This is a genomic window from Cytobacillus firmus (assembly GCF_023657595.1).
Taxonomy (GTDB): Bacteria; Bacillota; Bacilli; order Bacillales; family Cytobacillaceae; genus Cytobacillus; species Cytobacillus firmus_B.
This window is the reverse complement of record NZ_CP098323.1, coordinates 1012209-1038384: the sequence shown is the minus strand read 5'-3', so window position 1 is coordinate 1038384 and position 26176 is coordinate 1012209. Positions and strand designations below refer to the sequence as shown.

Annotated in this window: 27 protein-coding genes; 8 read left to right on the top strand and 19 right to left on the bottom strand. The window is 42.6% G+C overall.

All coding sequences use genetic code 11. From position 1 onward, the window contains the following. Nucleotides 1-11 precede the first annotated feature (11 nt). On the top strand, nucleotides 12-428 hold the full coding sequence (locus tag NAF01_RS05460) for a VOC family protein (RefSeq protein ID WP_197249172.1): 417 nt from the start codon (nucleotides 12-14) through the stop codon (nucleotides 426-428). Between the two features lie 38 nt (nucleotides 429-466). Here the strand turns inward: NAF01_RS05460 and NAF01_RS05455 are convergent, their stop codons facing one another. The 8 genes from NAF01_RS05455 to NAF01_RS05420 all read right to left on the bottom strand — a co-directional run bounded on the left by NAF01_RS05455 (nucleotide 467) and on the right by NAF01_RS05420 (nucleotide 7060). Next, complete coding sequence (locus tag NAF01_RS05455; protein WP_197214424.1) at nucleotides 467-1219, bottom strand: AAA family ATPase; 753 nt, start codon at nucleotides 1217-1219, stop codon at nucleotides 467-469. A gap of 28 nt (nucleotides 1220-1247) precedes the next feature. After that, a complete protein-coding gene (locus NAF01_RS05450) occupies nucleotides 1248-2081 on the bottom strand; it encodes an SPL family radical SAM protein (RefSeq protein WP_264193744.1) in 834 nt (277 codons plus the stop codon). 102 nt (nucleotides 2082-2183) lie between these two features. Continuing rightward, nucleotides 2184-2534: a VOC family protein gene (locus tag NAF01_RS05445; protein WP_226619377.1), complete on the bottom strand. Its 351-nt coding sequence runs from the start codon at nucleotides 2532-2534 to the stop codon at nucleotides 2184-2186. A gap of 113 nt (nucleotides 2535-2647) precedes the next feature. Further along, nucleotides 2648-4114, bottom strand: a complete 1467-nt coding sequence (locus NAF01_RS05440; protein ID WP_226619720.1) for a protein adenylyltransferase SelO — start codon at nucleotides 4112-4114, stop codon at nucleotides 2648-2650. Nucleotides 4115-4260: 146 nt separating this feature from the next. Beyond that, the gene (locus tag NAF01_RS05435; protein WP_064503396.1) at nucleotides 4261-4416 is read right to left on the bottom strand and encodes a DUF1540 domain-containing protein; all 156 of its coding nucleotides are present in this window, start codon (nucleotides 4414-4416) and stop codon (nucleotides 4261-4263) included. A gap of 103 nt (nucleotides 4417-4519) precedes the next feature. Then, nucleotides 4520-4939: a YhfM domain-containing protein gene (locus NAF01_RS05430; protein WP_226619378.1), complete on the bottom strand. Its 420-nt coding sequence runs from the start codon at nucleotides 4937-4939 to the stop codon at nucleotides 4520-4522. 275 nt (nucleotides 4940-5214) lie between these two features. After that, nucleotides 5215-6192, bottom strand: coding sequence for a tRNA dihydrouridine synthase (locus NAF01_RS05425; protein WP_226619379.1), 978 nt, complete (start codon nucleotides 6190-6192; stop codon nucleotides 5215-5217). Nucleotides 6193-6382: 190 nt separating this feature from the next. Then, nucleotides 6383-7060, bottom strand: coding sequence for a conserved phage C-terminal domain-containing protein (locus NAF01_RS05420; RefSeq protein WP_226619380.1), 678 nt, complete (start codon nucleotides 7058-7060; stop codon nucleotides 6383-6385). A 644-nt stretch (nucleotides 7061-7704) separates the two neighbouring features. Here NAF01_RS05420 and NAF01_RS05415 point away from each other — a divergent pair. Then, entirely contained in the window at nucleotides 7705-9447 is a 1743-nt protein-coding gene (locus NAF01_RS05415) for an ABC transporter ATP-binding protein (RefSeq protein WP_226619381.1), read from the top strand. A 130-nt stretch (nucleotides 9448-9577) separates the two neighbouring features. Here the strand turns inward: NAF01_RS05415 and rlmD are convergent, their stop codons facing one another. Further along, the gene (rlmD, locus tag NAF01_RS05410; protein ID WP_250801947.1) at nucleotides 9578-10966 is read right to left on the bottom strand and encodes a 23S rRNA (uracil(1939)-C(5))-methyltransferase RlmD; all 1389 of its coding nucleotides are present in this window, start codon (nucleotides 10964-10966) and stop codon (nucleotides 9578-9580) included. Nucleotides 10967-10985: 19 nt separating this feature from the next. Continuing rightward, on the bottom strand, nucleotides 10986-11867 hold the full coding sequence (locus tag NAF01_RS05405) for a DNA-3-methyladenine glycosylase family protein (RefSeq protein WP_197214417.1): 882 nt from the start codon (nucleotides 11865-11867) through the stop codon (nucleotides 10986-10988). 86 nt (nucleotides 11868-11953) lie between these two features. On the opposite strand from NAF01_RS05405, the gene NAF01_RS24950 reads away from it, so the two are divergent. After that, the gene (locus NAF01_RS24950) at nucleotides 11954-12079 is read left to right on the top strand and encodes a hypothetical protein (RefSeq protein ID WP_284709498.1); all 126 of its coding nucleotides are present in this window, start codon (nucleotides 11954-11956) and stop codon (nucleotides 12077-12079) included. Here NAF01_RS24950 and pdaA read toward each other — a convergent pair whose 3' ends face one another. The 3 genes from pdaA to NAF01_RS05390 form a co-directional block, all read right to left on the bottom strand. Further along, a complete protein-coding gene (gene pdaA / locus NAF01_RS05400) occupies nucleotides 12080-12871 on the bottom strand; it encodes a delta-lactam-biosynthetic de-N-acetylase (protein WP_250801946.1) in 792 nt (263 codons plus the stop codon). It lies immediately after the preceding gene. 118 nt (nucleotides 12872-12989) lie between these two features. Beyond that, nucleotides 12990-14543 (bottom strand): fumarate hydratase, encoded by a 1554-nt coding sequence (locus tag NAF01_RS05395; RefSeq protein ID WP_284709497.1) that lies wholly within the window; start codon nucleotides 14541-14543, stop codon nucleotides 12990-12992. Nucleotides 14544-14723: 180 nt separating this feature from the next. Further along, nucleotides 14724-14906 carry an SE1561 family protein gene (locus NAF01_RS05390; RefSeq protein ID WP_035326476.1) on the bottom strand — a complete coding sequence of 61 codons (183 nt, stop codon included), beginning with the start codon at nucleotides 14904-14906 and terminating at the stop codon, nucleotides 14724-14726. A 177-nt stretch (nucleotides 14907-15083) separates the two neighbouring features. On the opposite strand from NAF01_RS05390, the gene NAF01_RS05385 reads away from it, so the two are divergent. Next, nucleotides 15084-15602: a DUF421 domain-containing protein gene (locus tag NAF01_RS05385; RefSeq protein WP_250801945.1), complete on the top strand. Its 519-nt coding sequence runs from the start codon at nucleotides 15084-15086 to the stop codon at nucleotides 15600-15602. A 370-nt stretch (nucleotides 15603-15972) separates the two neighbouring features. Here the strand turns inward: NAF01_RS05385 and NAF01_RS05380 are convergent, their stop codons facing one another. After that, nucleotides 15973-16443 carry a DinB family protein gene (locus NAF01_RS05380; protein WP_250801944.1) on the bottom strand — a complete coding sequence of 157 codons (471 nt, stop codon included), beginning with the start codon at nucleotides 16441-16443 and terminating at the stop codon, nucleotides 15973-15975. Nucleotides 16444-16649: 206 nt separating this feature from the next. On the opposite strand from NAF01_RS05380, the gene NAF01_RS05375 reads away from it, so the two are divergent. From NAF01_RS05375 to NAF01_RS05365, 3 genes are all read left to right on the top strand, one after another. Next, nucleotides 16650-17066: an NUDIX hydrolase gene (locus tag NAF01_RS05375; protein ID WP_197214413.1), complete on the top strand. Its 417-nt coding sequence runs from the start codon at nucleotides 16650-16652 to the stop codon at nucleotides 17064-17066. 162 nt (nucleotides 17067-17228) lie between these two features. Next, the gene (locus tag NAF01_RS05370) at nucleotides 17229-17510 is read left to right on the top strand and encodes a hypothetical protein (RefSeq protein ID WP_250801943.1); all 282 of its coding nucleotides are present in this window, start codon (nucleotides 17229-17231) and stop codon (nucleotides 17508-17510) included. Nucleotides 17511-17799: 289 nt separating this feature from the next. Then, complete coding sequence (locus NAF01_RS05365) at nucleotides 17800-18033, top strand: hypothetical protein (protein WP_250801942.1); 234 nt, start codon at nucleotides 17800-17802, stop codon at nucleotides 18031-18033. A gap of 272 nt (nucleotides 18034-18305) precedes the next feature. Here NAF01_RS05365 and ggt read toward each other — a convergent pair whose 3' ends face one another. Both ggt and NAF01_RS05355 read right to left on the bottom strand, forming a co-directional pair. Then, nucleotides 18306-20012 (bottom strand): gamma-glutamyltransferase, encoded by a 1707-nt coding sequence (ggt, locus tag NAF01_RS05360; RefSeq protein ID WP_250801941.1) that lies wholly within the window; start codon nucleotides 20010-20012, stop codon nucleotides 18306-18308. A gap of 138 nt (nucleotides 20013-20150) precedes the next feature. Then, complete coding sequence (locus tag NAF01_RS05355) at nucleotides 20151-20780, bottom strand: hypothetical protein (protein ID WP_197247421.1); 630 nt, start codon at nucleotides 20778-20780, stop codon at nucleotides 20151-20153. Between the two features lie 171 nt (nucleotides 20781-20951). Between NAF01_RS05355 and yfkAB the strand changes: the two genes are divergently transcribed. Continuing rightward, nucleotides 20952-22067 (top strand): radical SAM/CxCxxxxC motif protein YfkAB, encoded by a 1116-nt coding sequence (yfkAB, locus tag NAF01_RS05350; protein WP_434964679.1) that lies wholly within the window; start codon nucleotides 20952-20954, stop codon nucleotides 22065-22067. A gap of 252 nt (nucleotides 22068-22319) precedes the next feature. Here yfkAB and NAF01_RS05345 read toward each other — a convergent pair whose 3' ends face one another. The 3 genes from NAF01_RS05345 to NAF01_RS05335 form a co-directional block, all read right to left on the bottom strand. Beyond that, nucleotides 22320-23141: a YfkD famly protein gene (locus NAF01_RS05345; protein ID WP_048010417.1), complete on the bottom strand. Its 822-nt coding sequence runs from the start codon at nucleotides 23139-23141 to the stop codon at nucleotides 22320-22322. Between the two features lie 409 nt (nucleotides 23142-23550). Further along, a complete protein-coding gene (gene cax / locus NAF01_RS05340; protein WP_048010418.1) occupies nucleotides 23551-24612 on the bottom strand; it encodes a calcium/proton exchanger in 1062 nt (353 codons plus the stop codon). Nucleotides 24613-24791: 179 nt separating this feature from the next. Then, nucleotides 24792-25934, bottom strand: coding sequence for an acyl-CoA dehydrogenase family protein (locus NAF01_RS05335; protein ID WP_048010419.1), 1143 nt, complete (start codon nucleotides 25932-25934; stop codon nucleotides 24792-24794). Nucleotides 25935-26176 lie beyond the last annotated feature (242 nt).

Below are 26176 nucleotides of genomic sequence, written 5' to 3'. Positions count from 1 at the left end.
GAGTGGACAGGTTGGCTGTTAATGCCTATTTAAATTTTGATGGAAATACACGCGAAGCTATTGAGTTTTATGTAAAGGCTTTTGAACTGGAAATGCCTGAGATTACAACTTTTGGTGATGCTCCGCAGAATCCTGAATATCCTCTCCCGGAGGAAGCCAAAAATCTGGTTATGCATTCAAGCCTTACTATTTGCGGCAGTACTGTCATGTTTTCAGATACGTTTCCAGGTATGCCATTTACAGTAGGAAATAACATTAATCTCGCAGTTGTCATTAATGATGTGGATAACCTGAGAAAGTATTTTAACAATCTGGCAGATGGCGGTAATGTAACAATGGAGCTGCAGGAAACATTCTGGAGCAAGAGCTTTGGCCAGTTAACAGATAAATTCGGCGTTAACTGGATGTTCAGCCACGAAAGCGAATAACATACATAGACTAAATGGAGGCATGAGCCTCCATTTTTTTATTCATTCAGCAAATGATGAAGCATTCGCTTCTTATCATCGAAAAATTGCTTCATAATGCGGTAATGATTCGTTTCTTCCAGCTTCTTTTCTGAGATGCCGTCATCAGTGAATTCATATATGGCTGCATCAGGATAGGCCATAATGATCGGAGAATGGGTAGCGATTATAAATTGTGAATGTTCGCTGACCAAGTCATGAATCCTTGTCAGCATAGACATTTGCCTCAATGGTGAAAGTGCCGCTTCCGGCTCATCCAGTATGTAGATTCCGCTGCCGCGAAAGCGATGAAGAAAGGTGGAGAAAAATGCTTCCCCATGCGATTGCTCATGTAAAGAACGGCCGCCAAAGGAGTCAATCACTTTTGGTGCTCCGCCTTCCCTGTCCATTTCCTCAATATTGGAAGCTACATTATAGAAGCTCTCTGCTCTTAAGAAAAAACCATCAGATGGTCTATCTACGCCTTTTATTACCTTTAAATATTCGCCCAGTATGGAATGTGAATCAAAGGTAGAAAAATTAAAATTGAATGATCCGCCTTCCGCATTGAATCCCAATGCAACCGCTACTGCCTCCAGCAAAGTCGACTTACCCATCCCATTCTCGCCGATCAGAAAGGTGACTTTCGGGTGAAACGCCATTTCATCCAGCGTTTTCAGGCTCGGAAGGCTGAAGGGATACTGATGGAAGGATGGTATATCTTCTCTTTTAAGCCTAATGCCTCTTACGTACTGTGAACTTAATAGATCCATAATAATACCTCATATTTACTTTAGTCAGCTATTTGCCATCGGGGCTGAACCCCGTTTTTGATACACCTAATTGAATGGGTGCATCTTGAAATTCCTGCTCCAGCATTTTAAGAACCACTTTATATGCAGACGGATTATACCATTTCTCCAAACCAAGCTCATCAAAAATCTTACGGATTCCCAGTCTTTCGGTCCTTCTTCCTCCGCTTCCATCCCCCATCCAAAAATCGTCTATCGTAACACGGTTGGCAATAGATTTAAGTTTTGCAGGAAATTCCCTCGAGCATGGAAGTAACGGGGCCAGTGTTGCCTGAGTTATAATTCCTGCATCTTTTATGTCTTTTAGTGCAGCCATTCTTGCCGGGATGGGAGGTGCCGCTGGTGCAAATGCTTTTCTGACTTCTTCTTTGTCTGTCTCGATTGTCATAGAAATTCTGATTCTATCTCTGAATTGCTGGAATAAATCGATATCCCGCTTTACCAATGGCGAACGGGTTTGTACATGTAAAAAGTCAGGCTGATTTTCAAACATAACTTCCAATAAACTTCTGGTCAGTTTTGAGGTATATTCAATCGGCTGGTAAGGATCTGTGGAAGAGGACATAAATAAAGCAACTTTTCCCCTTTTTTTGGCTTTAGCCAATTCTTTCTCCAAAAGCTCTGCCGCATTTGATTTTATATCAATCCACGCACCCCATTCCTCTTCACGGAAAATGGAAACAGGGAGCTCCCTTACATAGCAATATTTACAGCCAAAAGCACAGCCCGCATAGGGGTTCAATGAATGAGTAAAATTGTCTATCGCACCTTTGGCAGGTGTTAAGATACTTTTTGATATGATTTCTTTAAGCTGTATGTTCAAGTCAATCACCAAATCGAATGTATGTTCTATATCAAAAGTAACATTGTGAGCTCATGATGTCAACAATAAGCACCAGCTTCTCCTGCCATTAGAACTCTTCTATCAATTAGTGAACTCAACTATTTCAATTTGATTTCCTGAAGGATCCTCAATAATGAAGTAACGGCCAGGAGGACATGGCTGAGGATTTTCAAAAAGCATTTTCACACCAGCTTCTCTCATTTTGCTAAAATCACTTTCGATATTTTTTGAGAGGATTCCAGGCAATACGTTTGATCCCGTTTTTTCATCTGCGCTTTCTTCCAGAACAACCGGCACATCATTATGTACAAGACTGACAATTTTATCTCCATAATGTTTCGATACTTTGAAGTCTAAAACCTCAGTATAAAAATTCACCGCACTTTTCAAATCCTTTACTTTGATCGTAATAACACATAATTGATTTAACATGGAAATTCCCTCCTTTTTTAATCATAGATAGTATTCTTTTCTAAAATGAAAATTCCTGCATAATAAAAAATGCCCGACCCGATAATGGGTCAGGCTTTGCCTATTTATTGTTATTAAGTTCCGCAAAATGTTCGATAGGGTGCGCCGGCTGGCTCTGGAAGCCTGCAGTATTCTTCCTGATCTTCCCTATAAGCATAAGGATTCTCCAGCACTGCAAGAAGCTTTTTCATCACGCTGTAATCTCCATTGTTAACCGCTGCTTCCAGAGCTTCTTCCACCCGGTGGTTTCGCGGGATGACGGCCGGGTTGCTGGCCCTCATTAACTGATTTACTTCTTCTTTCGTTTCCTTCTGCCTGGTCAGCCTTTCCTGCCATTGACCATGCCAGCCGGCAAATTCCTGATTATTACCTAACACAGTGTTCTCAAGGTCGCCCAGCGTTAAGGCACGGAATGTGTTCGTATAATCGGCTTCAGACTTTTGCATAATCTTTAGAAGTCCGGTAAAAAGGGCTTCATCTTCTGCTTCTTCATTAAAGATCCCAAGCTTTGCCCTCATGCCGGCAAGCCAATAGTCCTGATACATTTTATTGTATTCTGAAATGGCGCCCTGAGCTATTTTAACAGCTTCCTCTTCCTCTTCATGCAGCAGAGGCAAAAGGGTTTCCGCAAATCTCGCCAGATTCCAGCCGCCAATATACGGCTGATTTCCATAAGCATAACGGCCTTCCCTGTCAATGGAACTGAAGACAGTTGCCAGATCATACTTATCCATAAAGGCGCACGGACCATAATCAATCGTTTCTCCGCTGATTGCCATGTTGTCGGTGTTCATGACTCCATGGATGAAGCCTATATGCTGCCATTTCGCAATGAGAGCAGCCTGACGCTGGATCACTTTCTTTAGGAGAGCCAGGTAAGGATTGTCATCTTCTTTGATTTCAGGATAATGACGCTCAATCGTGTAATCTGCCAGGGTTCTAAGCTCCCCAACAGGCCGCCAATTCGCCGCATATTGAAAAGTCCCCACCCGTATATGGCTATCCGCAACTCTTGTCAGGATCGCACCCGGAAGCATGGTCTCCCGGATAATGGCTTCCCCTGTTGTTACAACCGCCAGACTGCGGGTAGTGGGAATTCCAAGGGCATGCATGGCTTCACTGATAATGTACTCCCGGAGCATAGGGCCCAGAGCCGCCCGCCCATCTCCGCCGCGCGAAAATGGCGTTCTGCCGGAGCCCTTCAGCTGAATGTCGACCCTTTTATCCTCTGGTGTTATCTGCTCGCCAATCAGCATTGCCCGGCCATCCCCAAGCATATTAAAATGTCCAAACTGATGTCCTGCATAAGCTTGAGCAAGAGGTTCAGCTTCTTCTGGAACTTGAGAGCCTGAAAGGCCCTCAATGCCTGTTTCACTTGTCAAAGCATCCATATTTAACCCCAGAGATTTCGCCAGTTCCCCGTTAAGGATTACCAGCTCAGGGGATTGTACAGGGTTAGGCTTCATTTTTGAGAAGAATGTCTGCGGGAGCCGCGCATAGCTATTATCAAAATTCCATCCGATTTCATTGCTAATTGTCATCATAACTCCTTCCTTGCCTTCATGGTTTTATAGTCATTTTCCTTTATTATACCCTTTCTTGTAAAACATAGCGGGCATCTTTTTGTATGTAAAAAAACCTGACAGCCGGGATTTTTTCATCCTCCGGCGGTCAGGCTTTCTCATGCTTATGCATCTGGCTCAAACGTTTTACAGGCTGTTTCCTCTATTTCATCCGCTTCCCGGCCATTCTGGCCAATCACATAAATAGAGTCAGCTACACATTTATCACCTTCAGCCCAGTACTTACAGTTTTCCACGTTACACAAAACTTCTACTTCCATTTTTGGCCACCTCCTTTTGGTTTAGTGATTATATACCCCTTTTTCGGATAGTTAACCATATGAGATAATATTCCAAATCGAGGCAGGAAAGCCTTGGAGGGAGTTAGTCTGAGAGGATTAGGCTTCTTAGTTTCTTTGTCATTTGCGGTGAAGTCTGGTAAATATCTTCATTGGTAATATACATGAATGCGCTCTTTTCATTATCCTCACCGAGCCATAAATGAATGCCGTGAGAAGGGAGATCTCCTTTGTATTCTACTGCTATATCATACTCAGGTTTACTAATATCTGCCTTCCCTGACTGTTTTACAGCAGTTGTTATTGCTTTTTCAAATACAGCGATCGATTTTCTGTCCTTGAAAGAAATAAAACTTTCTTCATTTATTCCGCCTAAACCCTCTGATTTTGAAACTTTGATTTCTTTGATTTCTTCATCTAAGAGAACCATTGTTTCAGCTGATTGACAGCCTGTTATGATTGCAAAAGAAAATACCATGAATGTGCATAATAAAAAAGCTTTCATCCTCGTACCTCAAGTTTAATATTTTGATTCTTTTCCTATATATTGTTGTTTTCGCTTAGCAATGCTGTCCGTTGATTTCCGCTCAAGGCTGCTCGCTTTCCGCGGGGCGGTCGGTGAGCCTCCTCGACGCTGCGCGTCTGCGGGGTCTCGCCTGTCCCGCTACTCCCGCCGAGTCTCCTACCTTCCGCTACAATCAACTCAGAAACCTTGTGAAGAAAGCCAAAATTTATTTATAAAAAAGGAGGATGGACCGCTAGCCCATCCCCCTTAAGAATTCAATTATTATTTTCAAGGTTCTGTGACGCAAAGGCATCAAGCAATTCACGCACTTCATTTGTTGACCTTGTGTTCATCAAATGATTTCTTAGTGCACTTGCCCCTGGGAATCCTTTGACATAGATCTTGAAGAAGCGGTGAAGAGCCGTGAACGGCCGCAGCTCTAAATGTGAATATTGATCATGGAGATCCATATGCAATCTTAAGAGGGCCAGCAATTCCTCACTTGTATGTTCCTTCTTCTCCTTTTCAAAGGCAAATGGATTATGGAATATGCCGCGCCCAATCATGACTCCATCAATCCCGTATTTCTCGGCAAGCTCCAAGCCCTTTTGACGATCAGGAATATCTCCATTGATCGTCAAAAGTGTATCCGGTGCAACCTGGTCACGAAGTTCCTTAATCTCCGGAATCAGCTCCCAATGCGCCGGCACTTTGCTCATTTCGTCCCGTGTTCGCAGGTGGATGGAAAGATTCGCAATGTCCTGCTCCAAAATATGCTTCAGCCAGGTCTTCCATTCGTCTACCTCTGTGAAGCCAAGCCTTGTCTTTACACTTACCGGCAAACCTCCTGCTTTGGCTGCCTGTATTAGTTCTGCTGCCAGTTCGGGACGGCGGATCAGCCCGCTTCCCTTCCCATTCTGGGTCACATTGGGGACCGGACAGCCCATATTGATATCCAATCCCTTAAAGCCCATTTCCGCCATCCCAATACTCATTTGACGGAAGTATTCAGGCTTATCTCCCCAGATATGTGCGACAATTGGCTGTTCATCCTCAGTAAAAGTCAAACGCCCTCGTACACTATTGACCCCCTCAGGGTGACAATAACTATCTGAGTTTGTAAACTCAGTAAAAAACACATCAGGTCTTGCTGCTTCACTCACCACATGGCGGAAAACAACATCTGTCACCTCTTCCATGGGTGCCAGTATAAAAAATGGCCGCGGTAACTCACGCCAGAAATTTTCTTTCATTTTTACATTCCAATCCTCTCATTAAGGGATATCATGCTAACCCATATCCCAAAATTAAAAGCAGCTTATTTCTGCTACTTATACACTTATACCATGGTTGGTCACTTTTTATCAAACGGCCTGCAGAGGTTTCACATTAGATATTTTTTCCTTAGTTTTTAATCAGCGGCTCTTTAGCAAGTCCGTTTTGTCAGTCAAGGTTAAAATCTTCCTCCCGCAGTTGTTGTGCCTGCGGCTTTTGATTTAAATACGCTTCAAATTTTGAGCCAAACAGTGTTTCAGGTCTCAGGTAGCGGGAATATTGCGGGTCTCTCTTCCATTCCGCTGCCTTCAAATCAATAACCTTTTGAAAATCCCCCAGCGTGAAGCCTTGTTCCCACCAAGCCCTGATCAGACTCCTCGATTTCCTGGAGCTCTCCCGGTAGCCCGAATCCGTTTTCTCATTAAGATATTGGATGATGGCAGCGTACGGAATTTCCGTTTCCTCGTCATCCTGATGGGAATATTCACCGCCCTTTATTTGAATGGGCCCCTTTAACTCTCCTTCAATCTCCCTCAGCTTTTCATAGTCAATCGAATACCATTTCGTCTGATCCCAATTATGCGCATTGAAGTTATCCGACAGGAGATAACCCTTTTCCTCGAGAATGGCAATTGTCCGTTTAATGGTACTCAGCGACCAGAAAGGCAACTGTTTCTTCCATTCTCCATACGTGTTGTAAACCCATTTTCGGCCATCCTTCTCATTCCTGCTGACTGAAAGCCAATAATGGACATGCTGAAGCACGATCGCCTCCTTCATTCCCAGCTTCACCGCGAGCGATGGAATCAATATAATAGGCCGCTCCCCCACCAAAAACTTGCTCATTTGAATCCCTCCAAAATATCTTCAGAAATGGTTCGCCGAATCACATCATGATCATCATTGAGACTATCCATTGATTCAGCTCCCTCACCCCTTATATATAAAGAAAACAGCAAAAAGGACAGGGTGAATTAAAAAATTTTTAATATGGCTGATTAATACATCAGGAATGAAACCCTTCAGCTGACTGAAAAAGAGAGACTGTATATATCATTTTGTTAGTATTCTTTGTAGTACTCTATGGTATTGGTTTGCTCAACCGGGAATGCTTCAAAGGGGTCAATCTGAACTCATTAGGCGGGTCAGGGGGACAGTTCATCGTTCGAGCATAGCACTTTATTATTCCAACAAAGAAAGAGCGGTTAATAGCATATCACTCCTTATTCGGGCTTGTTTCAGGATAGGGTCTGAAAGAAGCCTATAAAATGTTTTTTCTAAAAAAGGTTTAGGTGCATTAATTTTACGAATATTCTGTACACATTTAATACAATTAGATTATAATTTTCTTATCAATGATTAAGGAGGAATTTCAATGAGAAACATCATGAACAAAACCGTACAAACATATAAGGGAGAAACACTTCTTTAATTGTAACGGTGTACTCCCTTATATGTGTTTATTTAAATAACACATAAAGGGGTAACTCATGGATTTTCCAGTCAAAAAATTTTTCTCTTATTATAAGCCTTATCGGAAATTATTATTGTCCGTATTGGCATGTGCCTTTATCGTCTCCGCCTTGTCTTTGTTGTTTCCACTTCTCGTAAGGTATATTACAAAGGACGTCCTTGAAGGGGACCTGTCAATCGCATTAAATAAAGTGTTTTGGATTGGCGGGCTGATGCTTGTTCTAACCGCAATCCAAAATCTTGCGAATTACTTTGTTGACTTTAAAGGACATGAATTAGGCGCTCGCATGGAAAGCGCCCTGCGCGGCGAACTGTTTGAGCACATGCAAAAACTTTCTTTCAGTTTTTACGATAAAGAAAAAATCGGCAAGCTCATGTCGAGGATTACGAACGACCTATTGATGCTCTCCGAACTATACCATCATGCACCAGAAGATTATCTAAAATACCTGGTTCGTTTAGTCGGTGCGTTTGTCATCTTATTTTTCATCAATGCCCCCCTGACGATTATTGTATTTTGCTTTTTGCCGTTCCTGGGTTTATTTATTTTTCAGCTCAATAAGATTGAAAACAGGGCATTAAGAAAGAACAAAGAAAGGATTGCCGACGTAAACGCTCAGGTAGAGGATAGTCTGGCTGGCATCCGCGTTGTAAAATCGTTCACCAATGAAAAAGTGGAAATTAAAAAATTCGCTCGTGAAAATAACCTCTTCCTTGAAAGCAGGATAGCCTTCTATAAAGCAGAAGCGATTTTTTACAATGGGGTACAAACATTTATCCAGCTGATTACAATTGCAGTTATTATTTTCGGCAGTGCCAGTATTGTAAAAAACACACTTGATTTAGCAGATTTAATTACTTTTTTGCTGTATATAAATTTTATGCTGGAACCGATTCAAAAAATGGTTCATATGAGCACGCAACTCCAGGAAGGAATTACCGGCTTTCAGCGCTTTATGGAAATTATGAATCTAAAGCCCGCAATTGAAAGCAAACCGAATGCCGTGAGTCTCAAGAAAGTCCTTGGTGAAATTGAATTCAGGCATGTTCAATTCCGGTATGAAGATAATTTGGATCATGTTTTGGAAAATATGTCGCTTAAAATAAAACAGGGAGAATATGTTGCCTTGGTTGGCCCATCGGGTGCAGGCAAAACGACTTTCTGCTCTCTTATCCCCCGCTTTTATGATGTAACTGACGGCAAGATAATGCTGGACGGAATTGATATCCGTGATATCGATCTTTATTCATTAAGAAAAAACATCGGTATCGTTCAGCAGGATGTTTACCTGTTTGCTGGAACGGTAATGGATAATATCCGGTATGGGAATCCCAATGCAAGTGATGAGGAAATTATCGCTGCGGCCCAGTGCGCCAATGCACATGACTTTATCATGAAGCTGCCAGACGGTTACCAATCTGGAATTGGTCAGCGGGGGGTCAGGCTTTCGGGCGGACAAAAACAGCGACTAAGCATTGCCCGCGTATTCCTTAAGAATCCGCCAATCCTCATTTTGGATGAAGCAACGAGTGCACTTGATAACGAAAGCGAAAGCATCATTAAGGACTCACTAGAATTACTCGCAAAAGGGCGAACAACCCTCGTCATAGCCCACCGCCTTTCAACAATTCGGAACGCACAGCGGATTATCGTTTTGACTGAGGAGGGTATTGTCGAAGAAGGAACACACGATGCGCTGCTTGCAAAACATGGAGCCTATTCAAGCCTCTACTCCAAACAGTTTGAATCAATACTGTAATTTGCTTGTTAACTCGGCTCTTAAAAAAGGGCCGATTTTTGTTCGTGCCTTAATATCCTCAGACATTTAAAACGGGAATGAATTAATCGGATTTCCATTCCACAAACAAAAAGGCAACTTCCCTTAAGGGTTAGTTGCCTTCTTTTAAAATGAGCTGTGCCACACACTCAACATGCGCCGTCTGCGGAAACATATCCACAGGCTGGATGCCATTTACTTTATATTTGGAGCTCAAGACCGAAATATCTTTCGCCAATGTTGATGGATTACACGATACATAAACCACTTTCTTTGGCTGGACTTTCAAAATAGTCTTTAACAGCTGCTGATCCAGTCCTGTTCTTGGCGGATCGACGATGATGACGTCCGGCTTCCAGCCTTCTTTTGTCCATTTCGGAAGCCATTCTTCTGCTTTGCCGACCACGTATTGGGCATGCTTAATTCCATGGCGGGCCGCATTTTTCTTGGCGTCTTCAATGGATTCCCTGATGATATCCATGCCGCGGATTTCGGCTGCCTGCTCAGCTACCCATAGTCCGATCGTTCCGACACCGCAGTATGCGTCAGCTACTTTTTCCTTGCCGGTTAAAGCCGCTGCTCTTTTGACTTCATTATAAAGTTTGACGGTCTGTTCAGGGTTCAGCTGGAAGAAAGTCCGTGCCGATAGTTCAAATTGAAGGTCTCCAAGTGTTTCCTGGATAAAGTCGCTTCCATCCAGATTCGTGGTTTCCTGTCCAAAAATAATGGAGGTTTTTTCACCGTTCACGTTTTGGATGATGGACTTTACTTCAGGCAGCTCACTTTTTATTTTTTCGATAATGATTTCTTTTTTAGGAAGCTCTTTTTGAGCTGTAATTAATACGATCTGCAGTTCGCCTGTCTGTATCCCCACCCTGGCAACGATGGTTCTCACGATGCCTTTGCGGTTTCTCTCATTATAAATGGGGATTCGCAGGTCCTGGAGAATCCCCTTCACTGTTTCTGTCGCCTTTGTTGTCTGCGGATGCTGGACCGCACAGTGCTCAATATTAATCAGGCGGTGCGAATTCATGCCATATAAACCGGCCAGCACCTTCCCGTCTTTTTGGCCAACCTGGAACTGGCTTTTATTTCTGTAGCTCCATGGATCTTCCATTCCAATGGTCTCTTTTATATCCAGCTTCTCAGGATTCAGCTTGGTGTGCCGTTCTAAAGCTTGAATAATGATATCCCGCTTTTCCTTCAGCTGCTGATCATAGCGGAGATGCTGCAGCTGGCAGCCGCCGCATTCATGATAGACCGGGCATGGGGGCTGGACGCGGAACTCCGATTTTTTGCGGATTTTCTTGATTTTGGCCTCAGAAAACTTTGGATTTACCTTTGTGGCTTCTGCTACGATTTCCTCGCCAGGCAGTGCCCCAGGTACAAATACAACCTGCCTTTTAAAATATCCGACACCTTCACCATTGATGCCAAGCCTTTTAATTGTCAGCGGGAACGTCTGCTTTAGTTTTAATTTAGCTGTTTGTTCTTGTTTCATGATCCTTTATCACTCCAAATTACTCGATGCTTCTCCACAAATAAAGCGAAGCATAGCTCAAATAAGGATTCCAGCTCTTTGAAAATGTCTCCATCTCTTCCAGAGTCGGTTTCGCTTCTAATTTATATAGTTTTTTCAAGGCATTTTGAATGCCGATGTCTGCAGCCGGAAAAAGATTTGGCCGGCCAAGCCCGAACATTAAGAAATTCTGGACAGTCCAGGGTCCGACACCGCGCAATTTGATCAGTTTATCATAAATTTCTTCATCTGCAAGGTTTCTAAGCTCATCAAAGTTTAAATTTCCCGCGGCCGCTTCTTTTGCAATGCCAATCACATATTCAGCCTTCCGTCCGCTGAACTGCAGTTCCCTCAGGTCCTCCACCTTAAGTTCCGCCACTTTTTCAGGCAGCGGATAGAACCACACACCGTCTTGTTCAAATCCAAAGGTTTTCACAAACCGCTCTGTTAATGTGTGTGCAAACGCAAGGTTCAGCTGCTGATGTATAATGCATTTCAAGATACAGCCGTATGGATCAAAGTCGAGCACAATAGGTGTTCCATAATGCGCTTCAAATATCGGCTGTAATTCTGTGTTTTGAAAATGCCTGTGAATGGTCTCAAGCGGCAGATGCCATTGAAATATTTCCGATAGGCGCTCAGCTGCCTTTTCTTTAAGGGGGCCATCCGTTCCGGAAATTAAAAATTCCGGCTGTTCCGTCGTTCCGATTGCCTTTACTTCTGCCACAACCGGCTGATGGCTTAGCATCAGAGGCACTTTCACAGACCTTTCCTCTATATTAACCTGATTAAGAGGATCGTTCGAAAGCCTGTCCAGTACGAGGTCAAAATTATAAGGTCCTTCTACTTGTATCTTTTCCAAGAAGAATCCGTCCTTTATCATTTTCCCCGATTATAGCATTTTTTGCTGTTATTTTTCTAACATTGTTCGCTTATGTAAAAATAGACCCTGAAGAACGGGTCTATTTCATGGAAATATTGAAATTCAGCTGTTTTACCGGCCGATATTGGAGATTTACCGGCCATTTTAAGGAAGATACCGGCCAAAGTACATTATTTACCGGCCGAATTAAAGGTTTTACCGGCCAAACCTAATCAGTACAGCATCCGCTCCTCAATCGCCTGCTCCCATGTCAAGTCGTCAAGGCTCTTAAACGTGTACCCGCGTTTTTTCAGATCCTGAATGGCTTTTTCAAGAGCATCGGCATTGTCCTTTGAGACTGTGTGCAGAAGCAGAATACAGCCAGGGTGGATCTGGCGCATAATATTGTCATAAGAATACTGCCAGCCCTTCTGCCGGTCAGTGTGCCAGTCTACAAAAGCGAGTGACCAGAATACGTGCGTGTAGCCTTCCTTTTTAGCAAGAGCCAATGTACGCTCACTGAAGATTCCGCGCGGCGGCCGCAAATAAGCCATATGCTTAACACCAGTCAGCTTTTCGGTTTCAGCACGGACCATTTCGAGCTCTTTGATAAATTTCTCATCGCTCACTCTTGTCATATCAGGATGATGCCAGGAGTGGTTGCCAATGATATGCCCTTCAGCCGCCATCCTCTTGACGAGATCGGGTGCGCTTTTTAAATAATGGCCAGTTACAAAAAAGGCAGCAGGGACATTTTCCTTTTTTAAAACGTCCAGGACCTGTCCGGTATAGCCGTTTTCATATCCATTATCAAATGTTAAATAGATCTCCTTTTTGCTTGTATCGCCTTTATAATAAGAGCCATGCCGTTCAAGCAATGAATCGAGCGGCTTGCCTGCTTCGGCGGGCACCTCATTTTTTGCTTTTTTAAATCCCCAATGAACCGGCGAGTTGCCATAGTTTGCATAAGCTGTTCCGGAAAAAAACAGAATAAATACACTCAGGAAGATACTTAATTTTTTCATCTGAGCTCCTCCAATATTTTTTCTTAGTGTTTGTGAATGAAAAAAAAACATTCACAGGGCCGGCTGGCAAAAATGCACAAAAAAAGAGAGACCGCATGCAGTCTCTCTCGTTCCAATATTAAAATACACGCTCTTTAAATTGCGCCAGTTTCTCAAGTGAAGATTTATCTACATCACGATGAAGGCTGTTGCCGTGGGAATCCATTGTCACCACTGCGGTAAAGCCTTCAACCTTAAGGTGCCACATGGCCTCAGGAATACCGAATTCCATCAGATCCACACCTTCAACCGATTTGATGCAGTCTGCATAATATTGTGCAGCCCCACCGATTGCATTTAAGTAAACGCCGCCATGCTCCTGAAGTGCTGCCAATGTTTTCGGCCCCATTCCGCCTTTTCCGATTACAGCACGGATGCCAAACTTTTTCATGATATCGCCCTGATAAGGCTCCTCACGGATACTTGTAGTCGGACCGGCTGCTTTTACATGCCACTTGCCGTCTTCATCCTTCATCATAACCGGACCGCAGTGATAAATAACCTGTCCATTAAGGTCAACTGGTGCATCATGGTCCATTAAGTGGTGGTGGATGGCGTCGCGCCCAGTGTACATCATGCCGTTGATTTGAACGACATCACCGACCTTAAGACCTCGAATCTGTTCTTCCGTGATCGGAGCCTGCAAGGTCACGATGTTGGTTTGCTCAGCTGTTTCTGCTGCTGCCGCTGTCTCAAGCTCAGCTTCAGTTGCACCAAAGTCGATGTGCTCGCCTTCCTGGTACATCCATTCATTAATTTCGCCTGTTTCCATGCTGATTGCCACGCCAAGACGGCGGAACGCCCAGCAATTATAAGCCACAGATACGAAGAAACTGGCAGGAATGCGGTTCATCACACCGACTTTACAGCCAAGGAGCGTTGTTTCCCCGCCGAAGCCCATTGTTCCGATGCCAAGCTCATTGGCATTTTCCATCACATAATCTTCAAGCTTGCGAAGATCTTCATTAGTGTTCACATCATCTACAGAACGGAACAGCTGCTCTTTCGCCAGGTCATATCCTGAAGAGCGGTCTCCCCCGATTCCTACACCGATGAAACCGGCGCTGCAGCCTTGTCCCTGGGCCTGGTATACAGAGTGCATAATGCACTTGCGGATTCCATCCAAGTCGCGTCCAGCGCGGCCAAGGCCGTCAAGTTCACATGGAAGGCTGTATTGGATATTTTTATTTTCACAGCCGCCGCCTTTTAAGATCAGGCGTGCGTCAATATAATCTTTTTCCCATTGATCAAATTTAATAACAGGAGTGCCGAAGCCAAGATTGTCCCCGCTGTTGGCTCCTGTCAAAGAATCAACAGAGTTCGGGCGAAGTTTTCCGTCCTTGGTTGCCTGGGCAATTGCGTTTTTGATCGCTTCTTTCATAACCAGCTGGTTCGCACCGACAGGCGTCTTGATTTTGAATGTCGGCAAGCCGGTATCCTGGCAGATTGGCGACACATTATCATCGGCCATTTTAATATTATTCGTAATTGTATCTAGGCTCATCGCCGCTCTCGTGCCGGCATTTTCTCTTTCTTTCGCTGATTTAATCGCACGGCGCACGTCACGCGGAAGATTCGTGGATGTCTCAACGATCAGCTGATACATGCTTTCCTGAAATTTGTCGATATTCATTGCTTTAGTCCCCTTCCCTTTGCTCCCTATATCGCTATATCTTTTATGAAAATTATAATTATTAATCGTCTACCATTATACTCCTATCTGATGTGTATTTAAAGATAAAGGTTGCAATCGTTTACAGGAAGGATGAAAAAGGAATTTTCCGCAAAAAAAAGAGCCCTCAGGCTCCTATTGTTAATCGCGGTTATTAAATTCACGGCATTTGGATTCGAGGTCATCGATCATTTCAATCAGACGGTCGATGTCTTCGATTTCAGTGTCTTCCGGCTCAATAGCTTCCAGTACGTCCAGGAACATATTTAAGCGCTGTTTTAGAAAAGTAACCTGTGAATTTTTATCTTGAATCGGACTGCCCAAAACGTTCTCTCCTTTCGTCTCGATTACATCCTACATGAAATCTGTTGTTTCAGCAAATAAGTATTTTTACTTAATATACCCGTCAATGCTGCCCTGCAACATGAAAATGAATAAAAAATCGTCCGTTTACTGTCTTTCTTTAAAAGGAATAGACACTATATAGAAGGGAGGCAAACCATGCTTTTTTCCAGCTGGCAGGACATATGGAGAGTTCTCTCGATTGGGGCAATGAGTTATATATTCCTGGTTATATTCCTAAGGATAGCAGGAAAAAGAACCTTAACCAAAATGAATGCATTTGATTTAGTGGTGACAGTTGCCATCGGCTCTACCCTTGCCACTATATTCCTTAATAAACAGGTATCACTTGCCGAGGGGCTGACTGCTTATGTTCTTTTGATCAGCCTGCAGTATATCGTTTCCTGGCTATCTCTTCATTCAGCCAAATTCAATAAGATCATAAAAGCCAGTCCGGAACTTCTCTATTACAAGGGTCATTTTGTTGAATCGGCTTTAAAAGAGAACAGGGTTTTACAATCAGAAGTCCTGCAGGCAGTGCGCTCTGCCGGTCATGCCTCAATGGATGAAATTGAAGCAGTTGTGTTTGAAACTGACGGCAGTATGTCAGTCATTCAAAAGAGCAGTTCAACCAGCACGATGAGCACCCTTAGTGATATTGGCCAAAAGAAAAGCTGATGCCAAAAAAGGTAAAGGGTACCGGTTTCGGGTGCTTTATTGAGTCAATGACATTAAAACTGACGAGTGAATTGACACACGTCAGTTTCCTTGTTTATTAAGGTTTTTAGCCTATTTCTTCCGTTTTTGACATAGCAATTTGCAATACAATTTATAATGGACAATACGTATTGTACGATTAAAATGTGGTACCAAAATAGCTGTCATTTACGATGTCTTTTAGGCTGCTGGTAATATTGTTTTCATATTGAACTAACGGGGCAGGTTTGTGGAAGAAGAGCCCTTGAATGCTATCTCACTTTGTAGTCTTTCAAGAACTAATACAAAATAAAAAGGTACTTCCCTACAGTGAAAGCACCTTTACTATAATTTAATCCCAGATTCGAATCCGGGGTACCCCTGCAGTTCTTAAATAATCCAAAAGCTGACCAGTGTGAATTGATTCGTGGTAGGCAATACGGAGGAGCATATCCCCCAAGTCTCTTATGTATCCTGCATCAGAGCGGTCTATCTTTATGTTTGTTAAATCTTCCTCAGAAAATGACTTAATTGTATCAATGAAATTATTGCGATATGGTTTTGCAAACTCCAATTCCGCGTTTACATTAGTGAAAGGCCTATTTTTAAAAGGTGAAATAAACTCTGAAAGACTTCCTCTATTTATAAGTGCTAGGTGATAATAATGTTCGCTTTCCAGAACATGCCTGATCATTTCTATGCAATTCATGGCTTCATCATCAGGCTTCCATTTTAATTTTTCTTCAGGAATTGATGTCCACACATTAACGCTTCTTCTTCGAACTTCATTAAAGTTTAAAATAATTAGGTCAATTGAATTCAAAAGAACCCCTCCCTTAATAGTCATAAATGAATTATACACGAATATATGTTCTGATGGAATTTTGTTGAGATTTATTAGAAACTATTTTAGAGAATTATTACATTAACAATACAGTCTCGACTACCACCTGGCACAAATACAGTTCTTATTAAACAAAAGGGTCAGGTTAGTTGAATATATTTGACTAATAGAAAGAGGAGTTAATTGTGAAGAGAGTAGATGTTGTATATTCGTTTATTTATGACGAAATAACAGAGAAGGTTTTAATGGTTAATAATCGACATTCAACTTGGTCTCTACCAGGTGGGGCGGTTGGAAAAGGTGAAACGTTAGAGCAGGCAGTTATCCGAGAAACAAAAGAAGAAACTGGTTTAGTAGTTGAAATAAAAAGTATTATTGCAGTTAATGAAGCGTTCTTTTCTAAACAAGGTCATCACGGATTAATGATTACATTTGGGGCAAAAGTTATAGACGGAGAAATTACAATTAAAGATAAGAACGAAATTGCAGAAATAAAATGGGTAGACATAAATACTGCTAATAAGTTAATGCCTTACCATCCAGGTGGAGTAGGGGACTTATTAAAATCCTCTACACCTTACATTTTTCAAGGTGAGTGTTAATAAATTTTATTCAGCTAACAGGTGCATATATTCAAGATCAACTGCTAAGTCAGGTGGCTTTTTCTTTTTTAACAACCGGGGCAGGTTAGTTGAATAAGGTTATGACCTATATGAACCTAGGGAATGACTATAAAGAGGTGATTTCCTTGAAATTTATATCAAATGACGGAAGAAGAAAAAAGAAAGTTATTAATGTCAATTTACTTTTTGTATAAAGGTTTGCATCATTTAGGAAGAATTCAGGATAAATTTAGTGAGAAGGAAACTGATTTTGAAATAAGAGAAGCTATGATAAAGAGACAAAACCTTTCAGCTGCTATTGCCAGTATAAATGATTATTACCTTGATTCAGAGGATGAAAAAGAAAATGAGCAAATTCAGGCACTAGAGGATGAGGTCTTTGAATGGATTGAAGATACTGGGTTTACTAAGGAGGTTAAGTAGTATTTTGGTAAGAACAGCCTTATGTTCAGCTAACGATTGCATTAGTCCGAGAAGGATTAATGCATTTTTTGTTGAATTGCTTATTAAACAAACGATGCAAGTTAGTAAAGCAATGTGAAACCTTCTTTACAATAAGTTGTATAAAATTATACAAAATCAATCAATTTTTTATTAAGCTAAAAGAGGGATTTAAATTCGGAAATCAAGAAATTTTCTTGTATTATGTTCAACGGCAAGATAATTATACTCATAAATAGGAATTTATCAATTTGAAAGAAAGGTGAATACTATGGAAAAGAAACTTACTCCTGAATTAAAAAAATACAAAGAAGAATTTGATTTTCTTCATAAAAAGATTGGTGAATTAGAATGGGAAATTGCTACAATATATTATGGGCGAAAAGTTGTTGCTAGTTCGAAATATGAGACATTAGAAGCTCAGCTTGAAAATTATAGAGATAATATTGGAATGTTAGTAGAGAAGATTAGAGATGAAGTAAGAGCAACTAATAAATCCAAATAGGATGATAAATTCCAATTTGTAGTGTAACTATTGCGGATAATTCTTATATTATGATATAGTGTCTAATTCACTTCAAAAACGAGTTTGTGAACAATTATACTTAAACTATAGGGTGCTTTAGCTCAATAAGAACGACTAATTAATAACAAAGAAAACTCGCCATTTAGGGGCGAGTTTTGCTTTTTTTATGCCATATTGGATGTCCAAAGGACTGCAATTCTGTTCATTTTTTTAAAAAGCACTTCAAAACGGAACACTTTACATAAAAGGTATCAGCTCTTTATTTGCTCCTCTGTAATTCCGGCTGCCTTCCCTTCACGGCTGGAGTCAGCCGCTCCATATAAACGGCCTTTCTCCCGGTCGATCTGGATGGCCTGAACATTTCCGATCCGGCTTGGCTTATCTCCAAATTCATACCCCATGGACTCCATTTCTCCCTTGGATTCCATGCTGATGCCCGGCTCCCATTCAATAAGCGGTCCTGTTGTGGCAAAGATCCGGGGCTCTTCAATCGCTTCCTTTAAATTCATGTTATGATCAATAACATTCACGATCGTCTGAAAAACCGAGCCGATAATGGTTGGGCCGCCTGGAGAACCAAGGGTTAGGACTGGCTGATCATCCTTAAACAAAATCGTCGGACTTTTACAGCTGACCGGCCTTTTGTCCGGTTTTGGTTCATTGATGCCGCCAGGGTTGGCATCAAAGTCTGTCAGCTCATTATTTAATAAAAATCCGTAGCCCTTTACCATAATACCTGACCCAAATGGGTGCTCAACGGTTGATGTACATGCAGCAATATTGCCCCATTGGTCAACAACTGTGAAATGGGTCGTTTCACTTTTCTCTAAATCATCCGGCTGGCGGATAATCTGCTTTGGTTCGCCCTCTTGATATTTCCATGGGTTCCCAAAATCGATGGCATCATTTCTTCTTTTAAAATTAATGGCTTTGACCCTTTCAGCAATATAAACATCATGCAGCAGCCCTTCAATCGGGAGATCTGAAAATTCCGGATCACCTGAATAGGCAACCTTATCAGCAAACGCCAATCGCATGGCTTCCGTAATCAGATAATACTTCTCCCAGGACTTTGGATCATATTGGCTTAAGTCAAACTTCTCAAGGATCTTCAATATTTGAATCACGGTTACACCGCCTGCACTCGGAGGAGCGGACGAAGCAATCTTATAGCCTTTATATTCGCCCCATATCGGTTCATCAATTGTAAGACGGTAATTCTTCAGGTCCTCAAGCGTCATAAAGCCGCCTTCTTCTTCAAGACTTTTTACAATTGCTTGGGCAATTTCCCCTTCATAAAAAGAAGAAATCCCCTCTTTTTGCAGGATCCGGAATGTCTGGGCTAAATGATCCTTAACTAACCTGTCACCCTCCTTCAAGGTTTTGCCTTCAGGGAAATAAAATGCTTTAGCCTCTTCTCCAAGTCTGTAATGAAAGTTCTGAAGAGCTTCCTCCATTACCCAGTTCACTTCCACACCGCTCTCAGCAGCTTCGATTGCCGGCTGGATCAGATCGGCTAACGGCTTGGATCCGTGCTCCTCAAGAGCTGTATCCAAAGCCTTTAAAATACCCGGAATGCCCACTGCTGACCCATGGGTAGAGCGTTTGCGGAAATCGATTACTTCCCCGTTGTCATCAAGAAACATCTCCGGATGCACGCCTTTTGGCGCCCGTGTGTGGCCATCATATATTTTGACATCTTTCTTCTTATTATCATAGACCATTAAAAAGCCGCTTCCGCCAATGCCTGTCATCATCGGTTCTACAACATTTAAAGCAAACTGGATGGCTGCAGCAGCATCTACTGCATTGCCGCCCTCCCGCAATATTTTTTCACCAATATCTGTGGCAACTGAGTGAGGACTCACGACCATCCCCGCAGTACCAACAGCTGTTTCTCTTTCGTGTGATTGTTTTTCCATATCGTTTGATAATGATTTCCCTCGTCTATAACCCATAATGTAACCTCCAAAAATTGTCCTGTACCTATAATTAAGGGTTACCCCCTCCTTGAAAATATAAAACAACCATCATTAGGAAAAAAAACGACAAAAAATCCTCCACTCATAAGAGCAGAGGATTTTTAATATCATTCATTAAAGGTTATTGCTGTTTTTTTGAGTCTCAGGGCTGTAGGTAACTGCACTTTCACCGCGCTCTGCCGGAAAAGCAGTATTTGTGCTGCTCACTGCGCCTGTACCTTGATAGTTTGAGCCTGTGGAAGTTCCACTGTTTTCAACAGGGCTTTCCATTAATTCTGAGCCAGCCTCTTTCACTTTTGAACCGATATCAGCCAGCTCGCTTTTCGCATCCTTCGCTGTTGACATTGCGTCGGTTGACACTTCCTTTACCACATCCATATTGCCGAAAACATCTTCATTGACGCGCTGATATAAACTCTGGGCGTCTTTAATGGCATCTTTCAGGGTATTGGAAGCACTCTTGAATTGGTTAATCATGTTTTCCTTTACATCGCCTGGATTTTCCCTTACTTCTGAAATCAGATTTGCTGAAGAATCCTTAAGATCCATCGCTTTCGTTTTCACTTTCGTTCTTGTTGAGGTATCAAGCATAGCTAAGGCTCCGCCAATAATACCGCCAATCACAATCCCTTTCATCAGCTTGCTGTTTTGTCCATTGTCATAATTCATGTCCATATCCTGACCATAATCAGACCTCAAAGCAGTTGTTGTGTTTGTCGTATTATAAGTGTTATTCTGTTCCATGTTCAGATCCTCCTCTTTATTTAGAAAGTATTTCTCGTTTGATATTGAGTTAATTCCCGCAGGAGGAGAAATTAAACGTTATTATGTCATTTTTAGTCCAAACTATCGATTGACAATAGATTCCAAAGATTAAATAATGACAAAGGACTTAGATTTTTTAAGGAGCTGCATATGAAAACACAACTTTCACCCATCACACCGGAATATGATCCATGGGAAGCTTATTCCGACATCGATCAGCACGGAAAAATGGTGCTTTCAAATATTGAATTTACCACAACGGTATTATGCAATATGCGCTGCGAACACTGTGCTGTCGGCTATACCCTTCAGCCGAAAGATCCTGACGCACTGCCAATCAATTTGCTTCTGAAAAGGCTGGATGAGATTCCCCTGTTAAGATCGCTGAGCATAACAGGCGGGGAGCCGATGCTTTCCAAAAAATCGGTTGAAAATTATGTTGCGCCGCTGCTGCGCTATGCACACGAAAGAGGGGTCAGAACACAGATTAATTCAAATCTGACGCTGGAGTTAGCCCGTTACGAAGAAATTATTCCTTATTTGGATGTCCTACATATATCTCATAACTGGGGAACGGAAGAGGACTTTATTGAAGGCGGCTTTGCAATGATGGAACGAAAGCCGACAATAGAGCAGCGTCAGCGTCTTTTTTACAGGATAATTGAAAACAGCAGGGAGCTCGTAAAAGCCGGGGTAATGGTTTCCGCTGAAACCATGCTTAATAAACGGACATTGCCTTATCTTGAGAAAATCCATAAACAGATTACGGAAGAAATGAACTGTCAGCGCCATGAGGTGCATCCTATGTACCCCTCAGACTTCGCCTCCTCATTAGAAACGTTAACTCTTGGAGAAATGAGATCAGCCATCCATCATCTTCTCGATGTAAGGAACGAGGATACCTGGATGCTGTTTGGCACTCTGCCCTTTTATGCCTGCAGCAGCGAGAAGGAAGACCTGGAGCTTCTAAGAAGACTGCACTCATCCAAAAATGTGACGGTCCGAAATGATCCTGACGGAAGATCACGTCTTAATGTTAATATTTTCACGGGTGATGTCATTGTCACTGACTTTGGTGATACACCGCCGCTCGGGAATATCCAGACAGATCAGCTTGAGGATATTTATCAGAAATGGAGCAGAACGGAACTCGCCGATTCCCTGAACTGTCATTGTGCCGGTGTAAAATGCCTTGGCCCTAACGTTCTTGTGAAGAACAGCTATTATAAAGAAACAAATTTTAAGACGCGACGCTCGAATATCTAAAAAAATCAGCCAGCCCGAATTTTGGGCTGGCTTTCTTACAAAAAAATATAAAATTTTGAACGTGGATAACTGTCTAGCTCCACAAGGAACGCTTCGACAGCATCATCATCGCACGGCTAAAAGCTTTAGCTTTTAGGAGGAGCGCCTACCCCCTAGAGGTGTTGGGGGTGGGCACCAAGGAAAGCTTCCTTGGATGATCTTCGCAGGAACAAGCGATTTTGGCTTGTTCCGAAGGCGCTTCCGCTTTTCCTTTTATCTTGGTCTTTCCGAAACAACAAACCCGAATGTCACATGATCCTGAATCGGAATCCAGGCACCTATTCCCTGTGAAGTGACATTTTTTATGACGATCATTTTTTTGCTGCCTTTCAGCATCAAGTACACTTCTCCATACGTGACTTTCCCCTTTTCATTGATGGCAGGAGCATAGCCGTATAGATACCCTAATCTTTTAGGCGGAATATTATAGATATGATCCTTTTTGGTGCCTGCGCCTATAATCGTTTCAAAAGCAAGAGGCAGACCTGATTTCTCCATGGCCTTGAGGAGCATCATCTTTTTAACATCCTCGGCATTGGGAACTTTGGCAGTCAGACCCCCGCGTACAACCTTCTGGGCTTCCTGCACATAATGAATCTGGTAAGGCGCCTTGCCGCCCCGGTTATCGAAATAATTCGTGTTTATCCGCTGATATTCCCAATTTGGAGAGGTTTCCGCAGACTCATAATTTAACGGCCATTGACCGAGATAGACGATCGCTCTATAGCCAAGTGCGAACGGAGTGCTGCTGACCGAGGTTTCATTCAGCATCCGGATGAGATCCGGATTTTCGATCGTAACCTTCGATGAATCAATGAGCTGCTGGGTTAATTCGCTCGGCTGCAGCGTCGGCATATCCTGCGCAGGGTTCGGATACGTATTTTCCTTCGTTACATTCAGCACCGAATTAGGGATAGTGATTGCTTTCGCTGGCTGTTTTGCCGGCTTTTCAGACCCTTTCTGCGCTTCTGCGGCCGGATGGAATGACAGCAATAGTATAAGACCTAAAAAAAGAATGCTTACGTATTTTTTCATGATGTCTTTCTCCTTTCAAGTCACAATCTTTTTAGGTTGATATTAGTTTTTTCGGAGAAAGGGGATATTATCCCTCCCATGCAAAATAAGCTTTGTTTCGATTGTTTTGTAACAAAATTGTAAAAATCAGAATATTTACAAATATCAAATAAAGGGTTATAATGAGATTACTAAATTAAAGGAGGGCAGTGGAAATCAACCCCACTACTATGTAAAAGGAGGAGAATCGTTTTTTTGTTAAGTCATCTGCAAGTCAGGTTAATGATCAAAAATCAGCATGAAGGTTGGTGATCAATGACAGAAAGCGAACAGAACCATTCTCTGAAAAAACATAATCCTTTAAGAAAAGTACTTAAATACCCATATAAATAACCGGCTCTGAGAATTTTCAGAGCCGGTTTTCTATGTGCTATAAAAGATAAAATCCTATTCCCATGATTACGTAAGCTGCCAGGAGAGTGGCTCCTTCAAACCAGTTGGTTTCCCCGTCATTGCCAATGACAATCATCAGCAGAACGGCCGTCACCATGGCAATCAGCTCAGGTAATGTAAAAACAAGCGGCATGGCTGTTGGGAAGAGCAGCGAAAGCAGTACAAGGACTGGCGCTACGAACATCGCCACCTGAAGTGTGGAACCAACGGCAATTTCAACAGCAATGTCCATTTTATTTTTATAAGCCATAATGATGGCAGAAGCATGCTCTGCCGCATTTCCGACGATGGCCACTATCACTACCCCAATAAACAGCTCTGTCCAGCCAAACGCTTCTCCGACTGTTTCGAAGGTATGCACCAGATTCTCTGATACATAGGCAACGGCAATGGTCGAAATGGCAAGCACCGCAATGGCCTTCCCTTTGCTCCATTCGGGGGTTTCCTCCTCATGAGAGCTTTTGCTCTCCTCTTTTGATTGATAGACGCCCCGGTGGGTGACCAATTTGAAGAACAAAGCCGCTAAATACAGAGCGATTAAAATGACAGAAATGCCGATGCTGAACGTAATCGTTTCAGCTTCATCCATGGTCATGGAAAAAACCTCCGGGATTACAAAAGCCACAATGACCGCAAACATCAGAAGTCCTGAATTGTGGCGTGCATCAAAGACATTAAAGGACTGGGTCTTGTATTTTACTCCTCCAACGAAAAATGATAGTCCTGCCACTAAAAGTAAATTCCCCAATACGGATCCTGTCAGTGATGCAAGCACAACACTTATCAGGCCGGCCTTTAAAGCGAAAATCGAAATGATAAGTTCAACTGCATTTCCAAAGGTGGCATTCAGTAATCCGCCAATTCGGGGACCCGCTACTACGGCAAGGCTTTCTGTCGCCCTTCCCATATAGCTGGCTAATGCGATAATTGTGATGCAGTATATCACAAACAGCAAGATATTGGACCAGTGCATCAATGTTCCGATGACAGACAGCGGAACACCCGCAAACGCCAATACCATAAACACTTTATTTGTCATATCTTTAACTCCTTACGTTTTATAATATTTTTTAGTATTGCCTGCACATTCCTGCCTATGTGATTATATGCAGTCACTTTATGTAAAAGGTACTTTCTCTTTAGCCGATTTTGAAAGAAGTCAAACTTGCCACAAATGGCATATAAAAAAGCTGCCGTCTAAAACAGCAGCTTTCCTCGTTACTTTATCGCATTTTTTGCTAATGCCTGAATTGTCATATCATCCATTGGCGGGTTATGCAGCCCGGCACGTACATCCCTGTAATAGCGCTGCAGCGGATTTTTTACTGATAAACTGCGGGCACCTGCTACCCGCATGGCCAAATCGACTACTGTAATGGCCGCGTTCGTTACAGCCAGCTTGACCGCTCCCAATTCAGGCTGCATCCCGCTTCTCGTTTCATCGTTTGCTTCATCCCATTTATCTGCAACTGAATAAAGGAAATAGCGTGCTCTCATGAGTTCAAATTCCATCTCTCCAATTTTTTGCTGAACATTGGGCAAATCAATGATGGCACCCTTTATGCTGTTCGGGGAGTAGTCTTTCGCAAAGGTAATCGCATAATCCTGAGCAGCCTGTGCAATGCCCAAATAACAGGCCGGAATGTGGAGAAGCCAGCCGGCAGCGCCTTTTTTCCCGGGCTGAAACAGCTCAACAAGGGCCTCTTCCTTTACCCTTACATCTTTTATAAGAAGGTCATGGCTTCCTGTTCCTCTCATAGCAATACTGTCCCACGTTTCCTCAATCTCCAGACCTGTAGAATTTCCCGGAATTAAAAAGTTCCCAATCTCTCCACTCTCTTCAATCGTGGCGCTCACATTGAAGTAATCCAGCACGGGAGCCATGGTTGTGAAGCTTTTCCGGCCATTAATGATCCAGGAATCCTCCTCTTTTCGTGCAGAGGTAACAGGCTTGCCTCCCCTTGTAGGGCTGCCGGTCTGCGGTTCTGTTGCACAGTTATTCATTAGGGCACCCTTTTTGACGTCTTCACACAGCTTCTTAAATACTGCTTCTTCCCAGTTGTTTTTCTCGCCAAGGCTTTTGATAATCCCCATATGCCATCCAATGGACAGGGCGGTGGAGCCATCACCTTCCGCTATCTTTTCCTGGAGGTGCAGAAATTCAGATAGGGAGATTTCTTTTCCCCCGTATCGTTTAGGGACGGTCAAGGAGGTGTAGCCGGATTCTTTTAGTTCTTTCATATTTTCAAACGGAAAAAGGCCTTCTTCATCGTTTTTGGCTGCTCTTGATAAAAATTTTTTTGAGAGCTCTTCCATGAGCCTGATTCTTTCTTCGGGGGTTTTTAAGTCTTGGAATTTCAATGAGGGGCACCTCGTTTCACTTAAATTCTTATTATTTGTATAGGAATTATTATACTATTATTCTCCCGCCTTTCACAAAAGTACGCTTGTATAAGAAAAGCGCAAGCGCCTTGCCCACCCCCGACACCTCGAGGGGGTAGGCGCTCCTCCTAAAAGCTAACGCTTTTAGCCGTGCGATGATGATGCTGTCGAAGCGTTCCTTGTGGAGCTAGACAGTTATCGACGTTCAAAAATTATATACT

Coding starts and splice junctions, on each gene's coding strand:
- NAF01_RS05455 (WP_197214424.1), bottom strand. CDS start 1,219: ATGGATCTATTAAGTTCACAGTACGTAAGAGGCATTAGGCTTAAAAGA.
- NAF01_RS05445 (WP_226619377.1), bottom strand. CDS start 2,534: ATGTTAAATCAATTATGTGTTATTACGATCAAAGTAAAGGATTTGAAA.
- NAF01_RS05440 (WP_226619720.1), bottom strand. CDS start 4,114: ATGACAATTAGCAATGAAATCGGATGGAATTTTGATAATAGCTATGCG.
- NAF01_RS05435 (WP_064503396.1), bottom strand. CDS start 4,416: ATGGAAGTAGAAGTTTTGTGTAACGTGGAAAACTGTAAGTACTGGGCT.
- NAF01_RS05430 (WP_226619378.1), bottom strand. CDS start 4,939: ATGAAAGCTTTTTTATTATGCACATTCATGGTATTTTCTTTTGCAATC.
- NAF01_RS05425 (WP_226619379.1), bottom strand. CDS start 6,192: ATGAAAGAAAATTTCTGGCGTGAGTTACCGCGGCCATTTTTTATACTG.
- NAF01_RS05420 (WP_226619380.1), bottom strand. CDS start 7,060: ATGAGCAAGTTTTTGGTGGGGGAGCGGCCTATTATATTGATTCCATCG.
- NAF01_RS05415 (WP_226619381.1), top strand. CDS start 7,705: ATGGATTTTCCAGTCAAAAAATTTTTCTCTTATTATAAGCCTTATCGG.
- rlmD (WP_250801947.1), bottom strand. CDS start 10,966: ATGAAACAAGAACAAACAGCTAAATTAAAACTAAAGCAGACGTTCCCG.
- NAF01_RS05405 (WP_197214417.1), bottom strand. CDS start 11,867: ATGATAAAGGACGGATTCTTCTTGGAAAAGATACAAGTAGAAGGACCT.
- NAF01_RS24950 (WP_284709498.1), top strand. CDS start 11,954: ATGGAAATATTGAAATTCAGCTGTTTTACCGGCCGATATTGGAGATTT.
- pdaA (WP_250801946.1), bottom strand. CDS start 12,871: ATGAAAAAATTAAGTATCTTCCTGAGTGTATTTATTCTGTTTTTTTCC.
- NAF01_RS05395 (WP_284709497.1), bottom strand. CDS start 14,543: ATGAATATCGACAAATTTCAGGAAAGCATGTATCAGCTGATCGTTGAG.
- NAF01_RS05385 (WP_250801945.1), top strand. CDS start 15,084: ATGCTTTTTTCCAGCTGGCAGGACATATGGAGAGTTCTCTCGATTGGG.
- NAF01_RS05370 (WP_250801943.1), top strand. CDS start 17,229: ATGACGGAAGAAGAAAAAAGAAAGTTATTAATGTCAATTTACTTTTTG.
- NAF01_RS05365 (WP_250801942.1), top strand. CDS start 17,800: ATGGAAAAGAAACTTACTCCTGAATTAAAAAAATACAAAGAAGAATTT.
- ggt (WP_250801941.1), bottom strand. CDS start 20,012: ATGGGTTATAGACGAGGGAAATCATTATCAAACGATATGGAAAAACAA.
- NAF01_RS05355 (WP_197247421.1), bottom strand. CDS start 20,780: ATGGAACAGAATAACACTTATAATACGACAAACACAACAACTGCTTTG.
- yfkAB (WP_434964679.1), top strand. CDS start 20,952: ATGAAAACACAACTTTCACCCATCACACCGGAATATGATCCATGGGAA.
- NAF01_RS05345 (WP_048010417.1), bottom strand. CDS start 23,141: ATGAAAAAATACGTAAGCATTCTTTTTTTAGGTCTTATACTATTGCTG.
- cax (WP_048010418.1), bottom strand. CDS start 24,612: ATGACAAATAAAGTGTTTATGGTATTGGCGTTTGCGGGTGTTCCGCTG.